We start from the raw sequence: 16,211 nt of genomic DNA, 5'->3' as shown, positions 1-16,211 counted from the left end.
CAGGCTTGCCAGCGACACGCCTGCACGGCAGTCTGGTTTGCCCTGATGCCGGAGTGCGCCGTGACTGTCGTGATCGAAACCCCGCGTTTGCGCCTGCGTACGTTGGATCCCGAGCGCGATGCCGACGCAGTGCTGACGCTGGTCAACGACCCCGGTTTCATCGCCGGCATCAACGACCGCGGTGTGCGCACCCGCGAGCAGGCGCGTGATCATCTGCGTGAGTGGGCGCAGGCGCACCAGGAAAAATACGGCTTTGCGCACTGGGCGGTGGAGACGCGCGCGGAAGGGGCGTTTGCCGGCACATTGGGGTTGTTGTGCCGCGATACCTTGCCGGTGCCGCATATCGGCTTTGCACTGCTGCCCGAACATCGCGGCAAGGGCTATGTCAGCGAGGCCGGGCGCGCAGTGCTGGACCATGCGCGCGATGTGCTGGGGTTGCCGCAGTTGTGCGCGATCGTGTCGCCGGACAATGCCGATTCGATTCGCGCGCTGGAAAAACTTGGGTTGCAGCGGCAAGGCCTGCGCGTGTTGAGCCAGGAGGACCATCCGGTGCTGTATTACACGATCGCGCTCGCTCCGGCCGACATGGACAGCCGGGCAGGCCTGCGGCACCCTGGCGGCGACTCTCACCGCTGAACGCGGCCGACACAACGTAGCAAACAGTCGTCAGCGTGGCGGGGACGGCGCGCAGGCACTTCGGTGGACGAGCGGCGCAGCGCCTCCGCACCGCACCTGCCTGGCGATAAGCGCCGTCGTTGTGTCCGTCGCCCCAACAAGGACACTTGCATGCCATTGCTGGTCAACGCCTACTCCACGCTGCGCGAGCCGTTGTGGCCGGATTTCCTGCCGCGTGCCGCCGTGCAGCACCGCGACCACGCCGATCCGGAACTGGCCACGCATCTGCATGGCTTCGTCGGCTACGTGAGTCAGGCCGGCGACGGCCAGATGACTCAGCCGCGCTATCACCTGATGCGGCATGTGCAGCGGGTGCGCCAGCACTTCACCTTCGAGGTCGACGATGCGGCTTTCGGGGAATTGGCGCAGTGGGCCGAGCAGGCCAACGCGGTGTGTTTCCTGGCCGATGGCAGCGTGCGCGACCCGCACGGGCGGGTGCTGATCAGCCAGGGCGAGCCCGCGCTCGATGACCAGGCGCAGGTGCCGTATCCGCCGGATGCCTTGCAGCGGCGTGCGCAGCAACTCGCGCAGCTGACCGCGCAAGGCATCCGCGTGCCCCCCAGCCTGCCGCCGGTGCCTGGCGAGGCCGAAGCGCGGGTGCGCGATGCGGCGGCGGTGACGCAGCGCATGCTGGCATTGTTTGCGGTGGCCTTGCGCGCGGAGATGCTGGCCGCCGGCGATACGCCACCCGGGTTGGAAGAGATGGACGCCCGCCTGCCCGGCGTGGCGGTGGCACTGTCGCCGCAGGAGCGCGCCTTTTTTGCCCAGCCTGCGCCGGAGCCGCAGCAGCTCGCCAACTTCGGATGGCGCTACGAGAGCCTGGCCGTGCTGCAGTGGGCCCTGGGGCTGGCCGAGGCGCTGCCGGAGCCGACCAGCCTGTGCGATGTGCCCCTGGCTGCCCAGCGCGCGCTGGAGCATGCTGAGGCCGCGACGCGGCCGTTGCTGACGCTACGGCCGGTGCCCGAACTGCTGGATGCGCTGGACCGGCACTTGCGCCTGCATTGGGCGGTGCGCCAGGCCGGCCAGAGCGAGCAACCGCCACCGGCCGGCATCGTGCCGGGCGTGGTCTACGAGCGTCACTACACCCTCAACTGGCTGCTGCACTTCGAAGACGCCGACTGGGATGAGGTCGATACGCCGACCTGAGCGGAGCGGGCACCGCTGCGACGTTGGTGCTGCCAAGCCCCTCAGCGGCGTGCATCCGCATGGCGTCGTGGCGCGGCGGGATCTTGCGCGCTAGCCGAGGAAGGACAGGGCGTGGGTCAGCGAGCGGTCGGTCTGCAGATCCAGCAAGCGGCCGTGTGCGTCATGCAACAGCAGGTGGCCGGGCTGCTCGCGCACCTTGACCGCGATGCCCGCAGGCCAGTCCAGCGACGCCACGATGCCGCCGTCATGGTGGCGCACCAGGAAATAGCGCGCGCCGTGCGGCCAATGCAGGCCAACCAGGAATCCCAGTTCAAGCGCCACCACGCTCGATCCATCCGGCGCGCCGGATGCGTCGCTGCGGTGATGCAACCGGCACTGACGGGCGTTGCCGAGGTGCTGGTAGTGCAGGCAGATGTCGCCATCGGGATCGGTGCGCACATCCGCTTGCTGCACGCTGCCGAGCCGATGCGCCAGCACTGGCGTTTGCGGGTCCACGCGCAGGGGATCGCGCGCCTTGAGGCGTCTCTCGGGCAGGCTGTAGGTCCAGTCCTCCAGCTGCTCGCAGGCCTGCACCAGATACACCTCGCAATCGCTGAAGAATCCCGCCGCAATCACCGGGCCAGGCAGGTCGCCGACATGCCACAGCACGCTGTGCAGATCCTTGTCGGTATCGACGACCAGCAGCCGGTTGTCGACCACGATGCTCCAGCCGATTCCGCTGTAGCTGGGCGCGGCGTATTGCAGCGCGATCTGGCCAAGGTCGCGCATCGCGTGGGTGATCAGATCCAGCCGATGGACGGTGGACACGCGCTCGCGGGGGGCGATTGCCAGGGCGACCTGTCCGCTATCGGCGATGACGACTCCGAATGCAGGCGCCGGGTAGCGCCGCAGCAGGCGCCCGTGCGCGTCCACCACCGCCGCACCGGCTTCGCCCAGGGCCAGCAGATAGCGGCGATCCGGGAGTGCGGCCACGTCGTGGATGGCCGCCAGGCCGGCCTGCGGTGCCTGCAGGTGCACGGTGGTGGCGCCCTCCCATAGCCTGGATTGGCTGGTCGCGGCGCGTGGTTTGAAGGCTGGGATATCGGCGCTGAGCAGGGGGTCCTTGGCCAGCTTCAGCAGCGTGGTCAGATCGCCGACGGACAGGCTGTTGCGTGCGAACGCATGATCGGCGGCGATCGCCGGCAGCAGCTGCCGCGCCAGCTGTTGCAGCGAGCGGTTGGGGGAAGCATCCACCAGCAGCGCCGCTGCCATTTCACTGCGCGGTGCGGCGTCGGCGGTGGGGTCTGCAAGCGCGGCGATGCGCTCGGCATAGTGTTCCAGCGTGTCCGGCAACAGCTGCGCGCGCTTGACCAGGGCGCGTGCGCGCAGCGTGCTGCCGGCCTGTTCGGCGGCCAGCAGCCACTGCGCGGCCTGGTTGCGCGCCGCGTGCAATGGCCACACCGCGTCCACGGCGGCCAGCAAGTCGCCGGCCTGCACCAGTGCCTGGCCCCATTCCAGCCGCAGCGCGTCGGCCAGTGCGCGGTCGGTGCCGTGCAGCAGCTGGATTGCCGCGGCGAAGGCGCCATCGCGGCGCGCGACCTGCACGGCACGTGCATGATCGCCGGCCAGCATCAGCAGCCGGATGGTCATCGCCGCCGGCATGTCCCAGCCCAGCGCCAGCTCTGCGGCCTGTGTGTAACGGGCGTGCTTGACCAGATAGTCGAGCGCCTCGTGGCGCGCATTGAGCAATTCGGCCAGGACGAACACCGCACGATCGATCTGCCCCTCGCGGTCCAGGCGCGCGAAGGCGCTGCGATAGGTCGCGCGCAGATGCGCCTGCAGGTCTTCGCCCAGACCGATGCGGGTGCCGGCGCCGCGCGTGCGCGACAAGCTCAGGTCGCTGCGCCGCTGTGGCACCCCGAACGCCTGCCCCAAGGACTCGCCCACGCCATCGAGCGGCAGCGCATTGCGCAAGGCTTCGTCCAGATCGCCGTTCTCGAACTGGCGCAGCATCCGGCGCATGTAGGCACCCTGGCGATGTCCGACCAGGCCGGCCAGCCGCGAGGCAACCAGTGCGCGGGCAAGCCGCGTGCGCCAGGCCGAGACCGCTGCTGCGTCCCGGCGTGCCGGCACGTGCGTGCGCTGCCCGGTGGCTGCGGATCGGTTCGATGCCGGCGCATGCGCGCTGCCCAGCGTGCGCTGAGCGCGCGCCAGCAGGCGTTGCCACAGCGTGCTGTTCTGCACCTCGGGGCGCTGCGTCTTCAGCGCGCGGAGGAACGCATCGCGCTCTGCGCTGGCTGGCGGGACGGCATCGCCCAGCAGTTGCCGCAGCGGTTTGCCGCGCAGCCGGTCCACCTCCAGCGGTGGCGCGCTCGGGCTGCAGTCGTAGGGCGTGTGCAGCGGGTAGCCGGTCATGTCGATCGCCTCGGCAGGATCCAGCGGTAGCGCCTGGTGCCACTGCAGCGCGATCACCTGGGCGCCATGTACCAGACCGATATCGGCGGGGGGCAACTGCGCCGCCTCGGCGGCGGTCAACGCGCCGGAAAACAGGCCGCCATGCGCCTGGCACAGCGCCAGGCCGGGCGCCTGCTCGCAGACCAGCGCACGCGGCGCGGCGAAGCACAGCACATCGCCGTCGGCGAAGCGCAGCGCCCGGCTGCCCGGTTGCCAGGCGCGTACGAGCCTGGCCAGGCGTTGCTCCGGGCCGAGCCACGCCGCCGAGAACCACAACGCCGACACCATCTGGCTGCCGTGCCATAGCGGGTACCGCACGCTGCCGCCAGCGTTGTCCGTGCGCGCGGGGCTAGTCATGGCCGGGTTGCTCTGCCTGGCCTTGCACCACCATCAACGGGGTCAGCCCGCCATCGCCCAGGATCCAGGCCTGCCCCTGCAGGGTGACCAGGGCGACCCGCGCGCCATCGCTGGACACCGCCGCAGCGCTGATCTCGCTGGCGGCGCGATGCAGTGTCCGGCGCCCGGTGGCGCCGATGGCGAGCAGTGCGCGACGATCGGCGCGCAGCACCAGCAGCAGGCTGTGTTGCGGCGCGTCGGGGTCGCCGATCAGGCCGATCGCCCTGTCGCCGGACGCCACGATCGCCTCGAATTCCTGGAAGCCATCGGCCGGCCCCCCGTGCAGTACCCGGTAGGCCAGCGAGCGGTCGCCGCCGGCCTGGCGGCTTGCCAGTTCCAGGGCGATGGCGCCACGCCATTGGCCCTCCTGGACCAGGTTGCGCAGCAACACGACCGGCGGACGCGACCCCAGCGCCAGCTGCAGGACGAGGTCCTGCTTGCCGGTGCGATGCAGGCGCAGCAGCCGCAGTTCGCCCGCGACATGGGTGGCGTAGACCGCGTGCTCGGCATCGCCTTGCGCCAGCGCCACCACCTGCCCGGCGATCTCGCTGCCGTGCGCAACCCGCTGCCGCTGGGCGCTATCGCGCGTCCACGACATCAGCCGGCCGTGCTGGTCCCACAGCAGGAACCGCTGCGGCTGGCCGCCGCTGTTGAGCCACACGCACGGACGCAGCCGCACCTGGCCAGGTACGGGACAGATGCTCTGACCGCCAGCCTCGATGGAGCGGGGCATGCCATCGAGATTCCAGCACTCGGCCTGCTGACCGATCGCGACGATGCCGCCCACGTGCTTGTTCTGCGCCGCAAGGCACAGCAGCTGTCCGCCCTGCGTCCATTGGTGATAGCGCGGCGCCGCCCGTTTGACGCTGTCGGCGGGCTGCACCTTCACCATCGCGCTGCGGTAGCCGTCTGCCAGCAGCAACGCGACATGGCTGCCGTCCGGGCTGAACAGCGGTGCGTGGCGCAGCGAGAACTTGCCCTTGACCACGTGTTTTGCGGCGTCGGCCTCGGCGGGGCGTTGGGTGTCGATGAAGTGCCCGCGCAGCAGCTGCGTGGCGGCCATGCTGGCAGGCACCGGCAACAGGCTGCTGCGGGTGCCGTGGCGCGTCTGCAGTCCCACCTGCAGATGCGCATCGGCTGCAGGCGCGATGCTGGCCTGGTGGTGGAACGGTGCTGCGCGCACCGGTTGCGCACCGATCCACCAGCACTCGCTGGTGGTCGGCGTGGCGGTTGCCAACTGCGTGGCCCAGGCGTGCGCGTGCTGCGTGCCGGTCGCCTCGAAGGTGCGGCCCTGCAACAGCTGCTGCAGCCGGGCGGGGCTGTCGGCGTCGTGCAGCTCGCCGGGCAGATGTGCCAGGCCCCAGACCAGGCGCGCATTGGCCGCCTGCGCACGGCGTGCCAGCAGGATCCACAACGCGATCTGTGCCAGGCGCGGTGCGCCCCATTGCGCCGGGCCGGCATCGAAGATCGCCACCAGGCGCGCATCGCGCGTGCGGGTCTGCATCCGGGGCACCAGGAACAGGTGCTCGGCGTGTGCTGCGCGGCGCAGGAATTCCTCCGGCAGTGCGTCTGCCAGGGCCCACTCGCTCAGCAGCAGGTGCTCGTAGCTGCCACGCCGACGCAGATCGTCGATGCCGTCCGGCTCGCTGTCGCCGTCTTGGCGGCGCAGGCGACTGGCGCGGCCGAGCAAGGGGTCCAGGCGCACCAACCAGGGACCGAGCTGGGCGGCGATCTGCGGGTCGAACCAGTCCAGCCACAGTCGCCAGGGCTGTAGCGGTGCAGGCATCTGCAGCACGGCGCTCACGCGGCCTCCCAGCGCTGACGGATCTGCGCCACGACCTCGGCACGCGCCGGCAGCAACCGATGCAGCGGCAGCACCAGTGCCGGTGAGCGCAGCAGCAACAGCGGCTGCGCCCCGTGCTGGCGGCGCAGCGCACGCTCCAGCAGTTCCAGCGGCAGGTCGGGACGTTCGGCGGTGGGCAACCACAGGCCGGGGGCGTCCGCGCGCGGCGCCACGTACTGCACGCCGTCGGCCCAGGGGAGCTGCGGCGCAGGGCCGGTCAGCAGCAAGGCCTGCGCGGTGGCGGTGACCAGCAAGCCCGCGCCGTCGGACAGGCGCGCCCATGCCGCCAGCAACCCGCGTGCGGCATCGCCCACGCCGATCACCCCCTGCGGGGCGACCGGCACCGGCTCGTCCTGCCACGACCAGTTCACGTGCCGCTGCCGATCTGCTCGATCAGGCGCGTGCGTTCGTGGGCCAGCTCGGCCGGCAGCGAGGCTGCGGTGAAGTTGGCATCGATCTCGCGCAGCAAGGCTTCGGCCATGGTGCGCACGGCGGGATTGTGCTGATCCTGCAGGCAGCACTGGGCGGCCTCCACCAGCCGGGCAGTGCGCGAGAGCGGTTGCAGGGCGGCCTGTTCGACGGCCGCGCGCAAGGTGGGATTGGTGGCGGCGGCCAGGGTGCCGCGCAGCAGGTCGCGTGCGCTGGCTTGCTGCTCGCGGGTCGGCAGCACATAGAACAGCGGCCACAGATCGGCCTCGCTGGCCTGGGTGCGTCCGGCCAGCACGCAGGCGGCGGCGATCAGCCGCTGGGTCTTGACCAGGCGACGATCCGACAGCTGCACGCCTGCGCCGCGCAATGTCCGGATCGCTGCGGCGAGCGCCGTGCGTGCGCCATCCATGTCCACCGCACGTGCCTGTTCGCACAACAGGTCCAGGTCGGCCAGCCCGGCGACCGGCTGCAGCGGCGCACGCTCGGCCTGCCATCCGCCGGACAGCAGCGCTTCGAGCTGATGGTCCGCCACCGGGTCGACGAACAGATGCAGCAGGAAGCGGTCGCTGAAGGCCGCCAGCGCATCGTCGTCCGGCAGCGCGTTGGCCGCGCCCACGCACAGGCGCAACGGGCAGTGCAGATCGGTCTGGCCACGCCGGAAGCGGCGTTCGTTGAGCAGCCCGAGCAAGGTGTTGAGGATGGCGGTGGAACCCAGGAAGACTTCGTCGAGGAAGGCGATGTCCGCCTCGGGCAACATCCCGGTCACGTCGATCTGCACGCTACCCTCGCGCAATTTGCGCAGGTCCACCGGGCCGAACAACTCTGCCGGTTCGGTGAAGCGGCCCAGCAGATATTCGAAATAGCGACCGCCCAGTGCGGCGGCGACGCGCCGCACGACCGCGCTCTTGGCGGTGCCCGGCGGGCCGATGATCAGCAGATGTTCCTGCGCCACCGCTGCGAGCACGATCAATTCGGCCAGCTGATCGCGCTCGATCAATCCGGTCGTGGCGGCCTGGACGGTGGCGCGAATGCGCGCGGCGGCGGGATGGGCGTGCATGCGATCGGTCCTTCGAGCAAAACGTGCGGCGCGGTGCAGGCACCGGCGACCGCCTGTGGAACGGGTGATGAAGCGGTGGCGCATGGCATTAACGAGGCTGCCACGAGCGTGCGGGTATCCTGTGCGCTCACCGAGCCAGGGAGGCAATGCAATGACGATCGGCGAGTATTCGGAATTCTATCGCGGCAAGCGCGTGGTGGACTTCAGTGTGGACCAGCCCGCCAGCGGCGGCGACGTTGTGTACCGGCTGCGCCAGGACTACGAAGGCGAAGGCAGCCAGGCGGAGTTGCTCGACAGCCTGCTGGCGCAGGTCGACCCGGCCAGCATCCAGGCATTGATCATCGGCCCCTGGCGTGAATCCTACGAGGAAGGCCCCAGCGGCTATCTGCAGCGGCTGATCGAACGCCGCGACGAACTGACCGCGTTGCGCGCGCTGTTCGTCGGCGACATGGTCTGCGAGGACTGCGAGGTGTCGTGGATCATCCAGACCGACTACACCCCGCTGCTGGCCGCATTTCCGGCGCTGCAATCGCTGCGCGTGCGCGGTTCGTCCAAATTGGTGCTGACCCCGTTCACGCATACACAGCTGCAGGAACTGGCGATCGAATGCGGTGGGCTGCCGTCAGCCATCGTGCAGGCGATCGCCGACTCCACGCTGCCGGCGCTGCAGCACCTGGAGCTCTGGCTGGGCGTGGAGGATTACGGTTACGACGGCGATCTGGGCACCTATCAGCGGCTGCTGGCAGCCATCGGCCCGGAGCGTCTGCGCTATCTGGGCCTGCGCAATGCAGCCAACACCGACGAACTGGCGAGCTGGCTGGCCACCCAGCCGTGGCTGGGCAGCCTGGACACGCTGGACTTGTCGCTGGGCACCATCGGCGATGTCGGCGCGCGGGCCCTGGTCGAAAGCACGCAACTGGGCCAGCTGCAGCGGATCGATCTGAGCCATCACTACATTTCTGCCGACTGGCAGGCGCGTCTGACGACGTTGCCGGTCACGGTGATCCTGGAAGACCCCGAAGAGGAAGAAGAAGACGAGCGCTACGTCGCTGTCTCCGAATGACGTGAGCGCGCATTGGGTCTTGGTGGGGCCACGGGACAGCCGCAGGGTTGCCGCCCTGCAGCAGGCATTGCAGGCGCAGGGCCAGCCTGCGGCCAAGGTGTTCGATTATCTGCAGCTGCTGGACACCACAGCGCCGTTGCAGGACTGGCTGGCGCGGCATCCGGCCGCGCTGGTCAAGCTGGAATCGCCGGGCGAGGCGCCGGGGTTGCATCAGGCGCTGATCGTGCGCGGTTGGCAGTGTCTGGGCCGGCCTGGGCCGGCACCTGCGCCATTGGCGCATGGCGAACTCGCGCATCAGCATCTGTGGCATGCGGGGTTTGCGGACCTGTTTGCGACCTTGCCGGCGGCACGCTATCTGAATCCACCGGCGGATCTGCTGGCAATGACCGACAAGCTTGGCTGCCAGCAGCGCCTGGCTGCGGCAGGTGTCACCGTGCCTGCCCTGCTGGGCACGGTCGACAGCTACGCCGGCCTGCGCGAACGCCTGCAGGCGAGCGGCTGCAACCAGGCATTTCTCAAGCCGCGCTACGGATCGTCCGGCGCGGGGGTGCTGGCGTATCGCTGGCACCGCGATGGGCGCCAGATCGCCAGCGGCTCGGCCGAGCTGGTGGTGCAGGGCGGCCAGGTGCGGGTGTTCAACGCATTGCGCCAGCGCCGCTATACCCGCACCGAGGAGATCGCGCCGCTGGTGGATGCGATCGCCGCGCAGGGCGCTTACCTGGAGCGGTGGATTCCCAAGCCGCGCGCGCCCGGCCTGCCCGGCTATCACTACGACCTGCGCGTGATCGCGTTCGACGGTGCGGCGCGGCAGCGTGTGGCGCGTGCCAGCCGCGGCCCGCTGACCAATCTGCACCTGGGCAACCGGCGCCTGCCGGCGCAGGCCTGGCGGCGTGCCGACGTGGATGCGGCGGTCGCCAGCACCGTGGCGCAGGCGGCCAGCGCGTTTGCCGACTGTCGCATGATCGGTTTCGACCTGATCCAGCGCGCCGGGCGCTGCCATGTGCTGGAAGCCAACGGCTTTGGCGACCTGCTGCCGCAGCTGCGCTGGCAGGGACGCACGACTTACGAGGATCAGGCAGCACTTGGCGCCACTGTCGGCAGCGTCGCCGACACCGATTGCGAGAACCGCCTGCATGGTTGAGACGCTGCCGGACATGCACGCCATCGTCGGTGCGTACGACATCGTGCTGATCACCTTGGATACGCTGCGCTACGACGCTGCGCAGCGCTGTTTTGCACAGGGCGAGCTGCCGGTGCTGGCGCCGTACCTGCCGGCCGATGGCTGGGAGCGGCGGCACACGCCGGGCAGCTTTACCTACGCGGCCCACATGGCCTTTTTCGCCGGGTTTTTACCGACCCCTGCGCGCCAGGGGCCGCACCCGCGCCTGTTCGCGCTGGCCTTCGACGGCAGCGAGACCATCGTCGCGCAGACCCAGGTGTTCGCCGACAGCGGCGATATCGTCGATGGGCTGTCGCGCTGCGGGTATCACACGCTGTGCATCGGTGGCACCGGCTTCTTCAACAAGGCCAACGCGCTCGGTGCGCAGTTGCCCGGCCTGTTCGACGAGAGCCACTGGTCGCCGGCGTTTGGCGTCGCTGCCGCCGATTCGACCGAGCGCCAGGTCGCCCTGGCCTGCGCACGCCTGGGCGATCCCGCCCTGCGCGATACCCGCTGTTTTCTTTTCATCAACGTCTCGGCCCTGCATCAACCCAATTGCCATTATCTCCCCGGCGCGGTACGCGACGACTTCGACAGCCACTGCGCCGCGCTGCGCTATGTGGATGCGGCGCTGGCGCCGTTGTTTGCCGCACTGCGTGCGCGTGGTGGTGCGTTTGCCATCGTCTGTTCCGATCACGGCACGGCCTACGGCGAGGATGGCTACCATGGCCATCGCCTGGCCCACGAGGTGGTGATGACCGTGCCTTATGCCCATTTCCTGGTGACCCCATGAGCCTGCCTTCGTTGGCCGAGTTGCTGCGCCAGCCGCCCTATCAGGCCTATTCGTACTCGTATCCGCACAAGACCAGTTACCGGCCGCTGCAGCCGGCCGTGCCGTTGTCGCAGGTCTGGGCCGACGAACCCCGGCAGGCGCTGTTTCTGTACCTGCATATCCCGTTCTGCTCGTACCGCTGCGGGTTCTGCAACCTGTTCGCGCTGGCACGCCCGGCAGCGGCGCAGGTGGAGGCCTATCTGCTGCAGATGGAGCAGCAATTGCGCGCCACCGTGCAGGCCTTGGGCACGCACCGCTTCGTGCGCTTTGCGATGGGCGGCGGCACGCCGAGTTATCTGACTCCTCCGCAATTGCAGCGCGTGTTCGACATGGTGGCGCAGCACGCGACGATTGCGCTGGACACCATTCCGGCCGGCATCGAGGTCTCGCCGGAAACCGTGGATGCCGAGCGGCTGCGGGTCTGCCGGCAGGCCGGCATCGATCGGGTCAGCATGGGCATCCAGAGTTTCAGCGCCGCCGAAGTGAGCGCACTGGTGCGGCCGCAGCAGCGCGACACGGTGGAGCGGGCGATCGCCACCATTCGCGCCCAGGACATCCCGACGCTGAATCTGGATCTGATCTACGGCATCGCCGGGCAGACCGTGGACAGCTTCCTGGCCTCCATCGACAGCGCACTGCGGCATGCGCCCGAAGAGCTGTATCTGTATCCGCTGTACGTGCGGCCGATGACCGGCCTGGGCCGGATCGAGGCCAAGAGCGGCGGGCGACGCAGCTTCATGCTGCACCCAGAGCCGCTGGACGAGCGCCTGGTGCTGTACCGGGCCGGACGCGATCATCTGCTGGCGGCCGGCTACACGCAGGTCTCTATGCGCATGTTCCGCGCCCCGCATGCGCGCGATGGCGACGCGCCGGTGTACTGCTGCCAGAGCGATGGCATGGTGGGCATCGGCTGCGGCGCGCGCTCGTATACCGCCGGCCTGCATTACTCCAGCGAATACGGTGTCAGCCGGCGCTCGGTGGCGGAGATTCTCGATCACTACCTGGCGCGCGATCCGGCCAGCTTCGCCTGCGCCGACTACGGCATCGCGCTGGATGCCGACGATGCCATGCGGCGGCATGCGATCCAGTCGTTGCTGGTGTTCCCGGGGCTGGACCGCGACGACTTCCGTCAGCGCTTCGGCCTGGATTGCCTGCAGGCCTTGCCGCAGCTGCAGGAGTTGCTGGCGCTGGGGCTGGCGCAGCAGCACGGAGCACTGTTGTCGCTCACCGCCGCAGGCATGGAGCGGGCCGACACCATCGGCCCGTGGCTGACCTCTGCGCCGATTGTCGAGCGCATGCAGCAGTACCAGGTCGGGTAAGCGGCCGATGCATCTGTCATTGCTCTATCGGGGACGGCTGAGCAGCTGCAATTACGCCTGCGATTACTGCCCGTTCGCCAAGACCTACGACAGCCCCGCCGCGCTGCGCCGCGATGCGCAGGATCTGGCGCGGTTCGTCGGCTGGGCGCAGGCACAGACGCGGCCGTTGTCGATCCTGTTCACGCCCTGGGGCGAGGGTCTGGTGCGGCGGCATTACCGCGACGCGATGGTGCAGCTGAGCCAGTTGCCGCAGCTGCGCCGCGTGGCGATCCAGACCAACCTGTGCACGGGCATGCGCTGGCTGGACGCGGCCAATCTCGACCGCCTGGCGCTGTGGTGCACCTACCATCCCAGCCAGGTGACGCGCGCGGCCTTCCTGCGGCGCTGCCAGGCATTGCGCGAACGCGGCGTGCGCCACAGCGTGGGCATGGTCGCCTCGCACGCGCACATGGACGAGATCGAGGCGCTACGTGCTGCACTGCCTGCCGCCACGCCGATGTGGCTCAACGCCTTCGATCCGCGCCCGCCGAACTACTACACGCCCGAGCAAGTGCAGCGTTTGAGCCGGATCGATCCGCATTTCGGCTATAACCTCGCCCCGCCGCCCAGCTTCGGCGCGCCCTGCCTGACCGGCGAGTCGGTGCTGTCGGTGGATGGCGATGGCACCGTGCGGCGCTGCCACTTCGTCGCTACGCCGCTGGGCAATCTCTACGACGGCAGTTTCGCCGCGCAGCTGCGTGCCCGCAGCTGCCCCAATACGCGGTGCGATTGCTTCATCGGCTATGTGCATCGGCCGGACCTGCCGTTCCAGGCCGACTATGCGGGCGGCGTGCTGGAACGGGTGCCGGCGACGGTGTGATCCGTCAGTGCCGAGCGGTGACCTGCCCGGAGCGGCTCGCACCGTGGCGGGCAGTTGGCAGGGACGGCGCGCAGTTACCGCAGTGCACGCGCGGGCCGTGCCGCACCAGGCATTGGCCGCGTGCGACTGGCGGCGGGGCGAGCGCTTCGCTTCCTGCGCTTACTCGCCCAGGCGGGTAAGCAGCGCGGTCACCTGCTCGCGCAGTTCCTGCAGCTGCTCTTCCAGGCTCTGCACGCGCGCTTCCAGGGCAGCGCTGTCGGCGCCGCGCGGCGTGCTCTCGCGCGTGGCAGCTGCGGCCTGCAGTGCGTCCAGATCCAGCTCGCCGCTGAGCAGATGCATGTAGCGGTCCTCGCGCTGGCCGCTTGCGCGCGGCAGTTGCACCGCCAGGCTGCGCTGGATGAGACGGTCCAGGTGATGGCGCACGTCGTCGGCATCGTTGAAGCGCGCCAACCGCTCGCTGCGCGCGAACAGTTCGCCCAGGGTTTGCGGGCCGCGCAGCAGCAACAGGCCGATCAGGGCCACCTGCTGGCGGGTCAGGTCCAGCACGCTGCCCAGCCGGTGTTCGTAACGCTCGGCGCGCGAGGAGAACTGCTGGCGGACCAGCCCCAGGGTTTCGAGTTGACGCAGGGCGTGATGCACCACGCCGGTCTGCAGGTTCAGCACCGGCTCGCGTGCGGTCTTCTGGTTGGCGGCCACCTGCGCGGCATTGACCGTGAGCGGATACGCATCCGGCGTGGTCGCCTCTTTTTCGATCAGGCAGCCAAGCACGCGGGCCTGGGCGGTATCGAGGACGGGCGGGGAAGATGCATCTGTCATGGGGGCGACTCCGGGGCAATCAGCTCACAAGCATATGCCGATCCTGCATCGGCGTTCTTCAGACCGCGATCCCGTGCAGGGCAGCCAGAGCGGCAACGGGATCGAAGCGGCCGTCAGTCGTCGCAGGCGCATGAGGCACGCGTGCAACGCCAGCAAATCCCACGGTGACCACGTCGCCGTGCGTGCGCACGTGCCGCTGCCCGCAGCACTGCTGTCGGCCGGAGCGGGCGGGGCGGCGCGAACCCGCTAAAATCGCGGTCTTCATTGCCGCTCCTGTCCTGGTGGATGCCATGCGCCCCTCGCTTTACGCCCCGTTGTCCCTGCTCGCCTGCACCGCGCTGGCCCTGAGCGCCTGCAAACCCGGCGATAAGGAGCTCGCGCAGCGCGCGCAGGACGCGGCCGTGTCCGCCAATGCGGCCGCCGGCGCCGCCGCAGCCAAGACCGCCACGCCGCCCGCAGCCGCCACCGCGCCGGCCGGCGACGACAACCTCAACGCAGTGTTGTGGATGCAGCGCTCGGAGGAATACCGCGCCGTGGCCGAGCAGACCTACCGCGCCGCTGCCGACAAGTTGGACGCTGCGCTGAAGCAGCCCAACTGGGATGCGCTGGTGCCCGAGGAACGCGGCAATGCCGCCACCGGGCTGAAGCCGGCGGTGGTGCTGGACGTGGACGAGACGGTGCTGGACAACTCGCCGTACCAGGCGCGCCTGCTGCGCGACGGCAAGGAATATGACGAGCTGAGTTGGGACCAGTGGGTGGCCGAGAAGAAGGCCAAGCCGATCCCGGGCGTGGTGGATTTCGCCAAGGCCGCCAACGCTCGCGGCATCACCCTGGTCTACATCTCCAACCGCGCCGTGCACCTGAAGGACGCCACGCTTGCCAACCTGCGCAGCGTCGGGCTGCCGGTGGCCGATGACAGCGTGTTTCTGGGCCTTGGCACGGTGGTCCAGGGCTGCGAGCAGAACGGCAGCGAGAAGAACTGCCGGCGCCAGTTGGCCGGCCAGAAGTACCGCGTGCTGATGCAGTTCGGCGACCAGTTGGGCGACTTCGTGCAGGTCACCGCCAACACCGGCCAGGCGCGTGGGGCGCTGCTGCAGCAGTACCACGACTGGTTCGGCGAGCGCTGGTGGATGCTGCCCAACCCCAGCTACGGCGGCTGGGAGCCGGCGCAGTTCAACAACGATTACGCCCAGCCCTGGCAGCAGCGCCACGATGCCAAGCGCGCCGCGCTGGAGGTGGCCCGATGAGCCGCGCCCCGTTGCCGCTGGCCGCGCATGAGCGGTTGATCTTTGCGCTGGATGTGCCCGGCCACGACGAGGCGATCGCCTGGGTCGACCGCCTGGGCGAGTCGGTGTGCTTCTACAAGATCGGCATGGAGCTGCTGGCCTCTGGCGAGTACTTCCAGGTGCTCGACGCCCTGGCCAGGCGCGACAAGCGCGTGTTCGTGGACCTGAAGTTCTTCGACATCCCGGCCACCGTGGCCGGCACCATCCGCCGCCTGGCGCAGTGGCCGGTGAGCTATTGCACCGTGCACGGCTGGCACGCCGGCATGCTGCAGGCCGCCGCCGAGGCCAACCACGGCGACATGCGCCTGCTGGCGGTGACCGTGCTGACCTCGATGGGCCGGCCGGACCTGGCGGCGATGGGCATCGACCGCGAACCGGTGGAGGTGGTGGTGGAGCGCGCGCTGGCCGCGCAGGCCGCCGGCATCGACGGGGTGATCGCCTCCGGCCAGGAGGCCGGCCGGATCCGCAGCGCCACCGGCGCAGGGTTTTCGATCGTCTGCCCCGGCATCCGCCCCGGCGGCCCGGTCGGCGACGACCAGCGACGCACCGTGGGTGTGGCGCAGGCCTTCCACGACGGCGCCGATGCCATCGTGGTTGGCCGGCCGATCCGCCTGGCTGCCGATCCGGCCGCTGCGGCGAATGCGATCCAGGCCGAGATTCGTACTGCATTGGGGCAACGTCACGAGTAAGGCGGCTGCGGTTTCTTGCGACCTCGCAAGATGCGAAATGCGATAGCCAGTCAACTCAGGTAGGGAAATCACCCACCTGGGGTGGGGTATTGCCTGCTGGTGAGGATTACGTGAAAACGTAATTCTTTATCGGCAGGCGACCTAGACGGTGACCATCGTCTGCAAGGATGCGCATGTGCGCGATGTTTGCGCCATATCGCCCAAGGACG

The 16,211-nt window shown here is 69.4% G+C and carries 15 protein-coding genes and 1 other RNA gene; 9 read left to right on the top strand and 7 right to left on the bottom strand.

The annotated features are described in order from the left end of the window. Nucleotides 1-45: 45 nt before the first annotated feature. Nucleotides 46-636: a GNAT family N-acetyltransferase gene (locus ACCQ04_RS20090; RefSeq protein WP_039527662.1), complete on the top strand. Its 591-nt coding sequence runs from the start codon at nt 46-48 to the stop codon at nt 634-636. Nucleotides 637-640: 4 nt separating this feature from the next. Here the strand turns inward: ACCQ04_RS20090 and ACCQ04_RS20085 are convergent. Then, a non-coding RNA gene (locus tag ACCQ04_RS20085) (sX9 sRNA) lies at nt 641-716 on the bottom strand. Nucleotides 717-786: 70 nt separating this feature from the next. Between ACCQ04_RS20085 and ACCQ04_RS20080 the strand changes: the two genes are divergently transcribed. Further along, nucleotides 787-1,821, top strand: coding sequence for a DUF4272 domain-containing protein (locus ACCQ04_RS20080; RefSeq protein WP_226428024.1), 1,035 nt, complete (start codon nt 787-789; stop codon nt 1,819-1,821). Between the two features lie 90 nt (nt 1,822-1,911). Here ACCQ04_RS20080 and ACCQ04_RS20075 read toward each other — a convergent pair whose 3' ends face one another. From ACCQ04_RS20075 to ACCQ04_RS20060, 4 genes are read right to left on the bottom strand one after another with little or no spacing between them, the layout of a single operon-like run. Beyond that, nucleotides 1,912-4,611 carry a bpX6 domain-containing protein gene (locus tag ACCQ04_RS20075; RefSeq protein ID WP_226428025.1) on the bottom strand — a complete coding sequence of 900 codons (2,700 nt, stop codon included), beginning with the start codon at nt 4,609-4,611 and terminating at the stop codon, nt 1,912-1,914. Continuing rightward, on the bottom strand, nt 4,604-6,454 hold the full coding sequence (locus ACCQ04_RS20070) for a hypothetical protein (protein WP_024937653.1): 1,851 nt from the start codon (nt 6,452-6,454) through the stop codon (nt 4,604-4,606). Before ACCQ04_RS20070 ends, ACCQ04_RS20075 begins: the two co-directional genes overlap by 8 nt. Beyond that, nucleotides 6,451-6,864 carry a bpX5 domain-containing protein gene (locus ACCQ04_RS20065; RefSeq protein ID WP_046345136.1) on the bottom strand — a complete coding sequence of 138 codons (414 nt, stop codon included), beginning with the start codon at nt 6,862-6,864 and terminating at the stop codon, nt 6,451-6,453. Before ACCQ04_RS20065 ends, ACCQ04_RS20070 begins: the two co-directional genes overlap by 4 nt. Further along, on the bottom strand, nt 6,861-7,979 hold the full coding sequence (locus ACCQ04_RS20060) for an AAA family ATPase (RefSeq protein ID WP_226428026.1): 1,119 nt from the start codon (nt 7,977-7,979) through the stop codon (nt 6,861-6,863). Before ACCQ04_RS20060 ends, ACCQ04_RS20065 begins: the two co-directional genes overlap by 4 nt. 151 nt (nt 7,980-8,130) lie before the next feature. On the opposite strand from ACCQ04_RS20060, the gene ACCQ04_RS20055 reads away from it, so the two are divergent. Genes ACCQ04_RS20055 through ACCQ04_RS20035 form a run of 5 tightly spaced genes read left to right on the top strand, consistent with a single transcriptional unit; the run spans nt 8,131 to nt 13,211 of the window. Then, nucleotides 8,131-9,042 (top strand): STM4015 family protein, encoded by a 912-nt coding sequence (locus ACCQ04_RS20055; RefSeq protein ID WP_102256370.1) that lies wholly within the window; start codon nt 8,131-8,133, stop codon nt 9,040-9,042. Nucleotides 9,043-9,061: 19 nt separating this feature from the next. Continuing rightward, on the top strand, nt 9,062-10,183 hold the full coding sequence (locus ACCQ04_RS20050) for an STM4014 family protein (RefSeq protein ID WP_154833456.1): 1,122 nt from the start codon (nt 9,062-9,064) through the stop codon (nt 10,181-10,183). Further along, a complete protein-coding gene (locus ACCQ04_RS20045) occupies nt 10,176-10,994 on the top strand; it encodes an STM4013/SEN3800 family hydrolase (protein ID WP_226428027.1) in 819 nt (272 codons plus the stop codon). The genes ACCQ04_RS20050 and ACCQ04_RS20045 overlap by 8 nt, the downstream gene beginning before the upstream one ends. After that, nucleotides 10,991-12,352, top strand: coding sequence for an STM4012 family radical SAM protein (locus tag ACCQ04_RS20040; protein ID WP_024937647.1), 1,362 nt, complete (start codon nt 10,991-10,993; stop codon nt 12,350-12,352). The genes ACCQ04_RS20045 and ACCQ04_RS20040 overlap by 4 nt, the downstream gene beginning before the upstream one ends. Before the next feature lie 7 nt (nt 12,353-12,359). Then, the gene (locus ACCQ04_RS20035) at nt 12,360-13,211 is read left to right on the top strand and encodes an STM4011 family radical SAM protein (RefSeq protein WP_024937646.1); all 852 of its coding nucleotides are present in this window, start codon (nt 12,360-12,362) and stop codon (nt 13,209-13,211) included. Between the two features lie 159 nt (nt 13,212-13,370). Here the strand turns inward: ACCQ04_RS20035 and ACCQ04_RS20030 are convergent, their stop codons facing one another. Together ACCQ04_RS20030 and ACCQ04_RS20025 are read right to left on the bottom strand one after the other, a co-directional pair. Beyond that, nucleotides 13,371-14,027, bottom strand: a complete 657-nt coding sequence (locus ACCQ04_RS20030; protein ID WP_226428028.1) for a YceH family protein — start codon at nt 14,025-14,027, stop codon at nt 13,371-13,373. 58 nt (nt 14,028-14,085) lie between these two features. Beyond that, nucleotides 14,086-14,292 carry a hypothetical protein gene (locus ACCQ04_RS20025; RefSeq protein ID WP_226428029.1) on the bottom strand — a complete coding sequence of 69 codons (207 nt, stop codon included), beginning with the start codon at nt 14,290-14,292 and terminating at the stop codon, nt 14,086-14,088. Nucleotides 14,293-14,308: 16 nt separating this feature from the next. Here ACCQ04_RS20025 and ACCQ04_RS20020 point away from each other — a divergent pair, with 16 nt between their 5' ends. Together ACCQ04_RS20020 and pyrF are read left to right on the top strand one after the other, a co-directional pair. Beyond that, nucleotides 14,309-15,274, top strand: a complete 966-nt coding sequence (locus tag ACCQ04_RS20020) for a 5'-nucleotidase, lipoprotein e(P4) family (protein ID WP_167764294.1) — start codon at nt 14,309-14,311, stop codon at nt 15,272-15,274. Continuing rightward, a complete protein-coding gene (gene pyrF / locus ACCQ04_RS20015) occupies nt 15,271-16,002 on the top strand; it encodes an orotidine-5'-phosphate decarboxylase (protein ID WP_372358618.1) in 732 nt (243 codons plus the stop codon). The genes ACCQ04_RS20020 and pyrF overlap by 4 nt, the downstream gene beginning before the upstream one ends. The last annotated feature ends 209 nt before the right edge of the window (nt 16,003-16,211 follow it).

The organism is Xanthomonas sp. NCPPB 2866 (assembly GCF_041475745.2).
GTDB classification, from domain to species: Bacteria; Pseudomonadota; Gammaproteobacteria; order Xanthomonadales; family Xanthomonadaceae; genus Xanthomonas; species Xanthomonas arboricola.
This window is presented reverse-complemented; position numbering and strand designations above follow the sequence as displayed.

Coding starts and splice junctions, on each gene's coding strand:
- ACCQ04_RS20090 (WP_039527662.1), top strand. CDS start 46: ATGCCGGAGTGCGCCGTGACTGTCGTGATCGAAACCCCGCGTTTGCGC.
- ACCQ04_RS20080 (WP_226428024.1), top strand. CDS start 787: ATGCCATTGCTGGTCAACGCCTACTCCACGCTGCGCGAGCCGTTGTGG.
- ACCQ04_RS20075 (WP_226428025.1), bottom strand. CDS start 4,611: ATGACTAGCCCCGCGCGCACGGACAACGCTGGCGGCAGCGTGCGGTAC.
- ACCQ04_RS20060 (WP_226428026.1), bottom strand. CDS start 7,979: ATGCACGCCCATCCCGCCGCCGCGCGCATTCGCGCCACCGTCCAGGCC.
- ACCQ04_RS20055 (WP_102256370.1), top strand. CDS start 8,131: ATGACGATCGGCGAGTATTCGGAATTCTATCGCGGCAAGCGCGTGGTG.
- ACCQ04_RS20045 (WP_226428027.1), top strand. CDS start 10,176: ATGGTTGAGACGCTGCCGGACATGCACGCCATCGTCGGTGCGTACGAC.
- ACCQ04_RS20040 (WP_024937647.1), top strand. CDS start 10,991: ATGAGCCTGCCTTCGTTGGCCGAGTTGCTGCGCCAGCCGCCCTATCAG.
- ACCQ04_RS20035 (WP_024937646.1), top strand. CDS start 12,360: ATGCATCTGTCATTGCTCTATCGGGGACGGCTGAGCAGCTGCAATTAC.
- ACCQ04_RS20030 (WP_226428028.1), bottom strand. CDS start 14,027: ATGACAGATGCATCTTCCCCGCCCGTCCTCGATACCGCCCAGGCCCGC.
- ACCQ04_RS20025 (WP_226428029.1), bottom strand. CDS start 14,292: ATGAAGACCGCGATTTTAGCGGGTTCGCGCCGCCCCGCCCGCTCCGGC.
- pyrF (WP_372358618.1), top strand. CDS start 15,271: ATGAGCCGCGCCCCGTTGCCGCTGGCCGCGCATGAGCGGTTGATCTTT.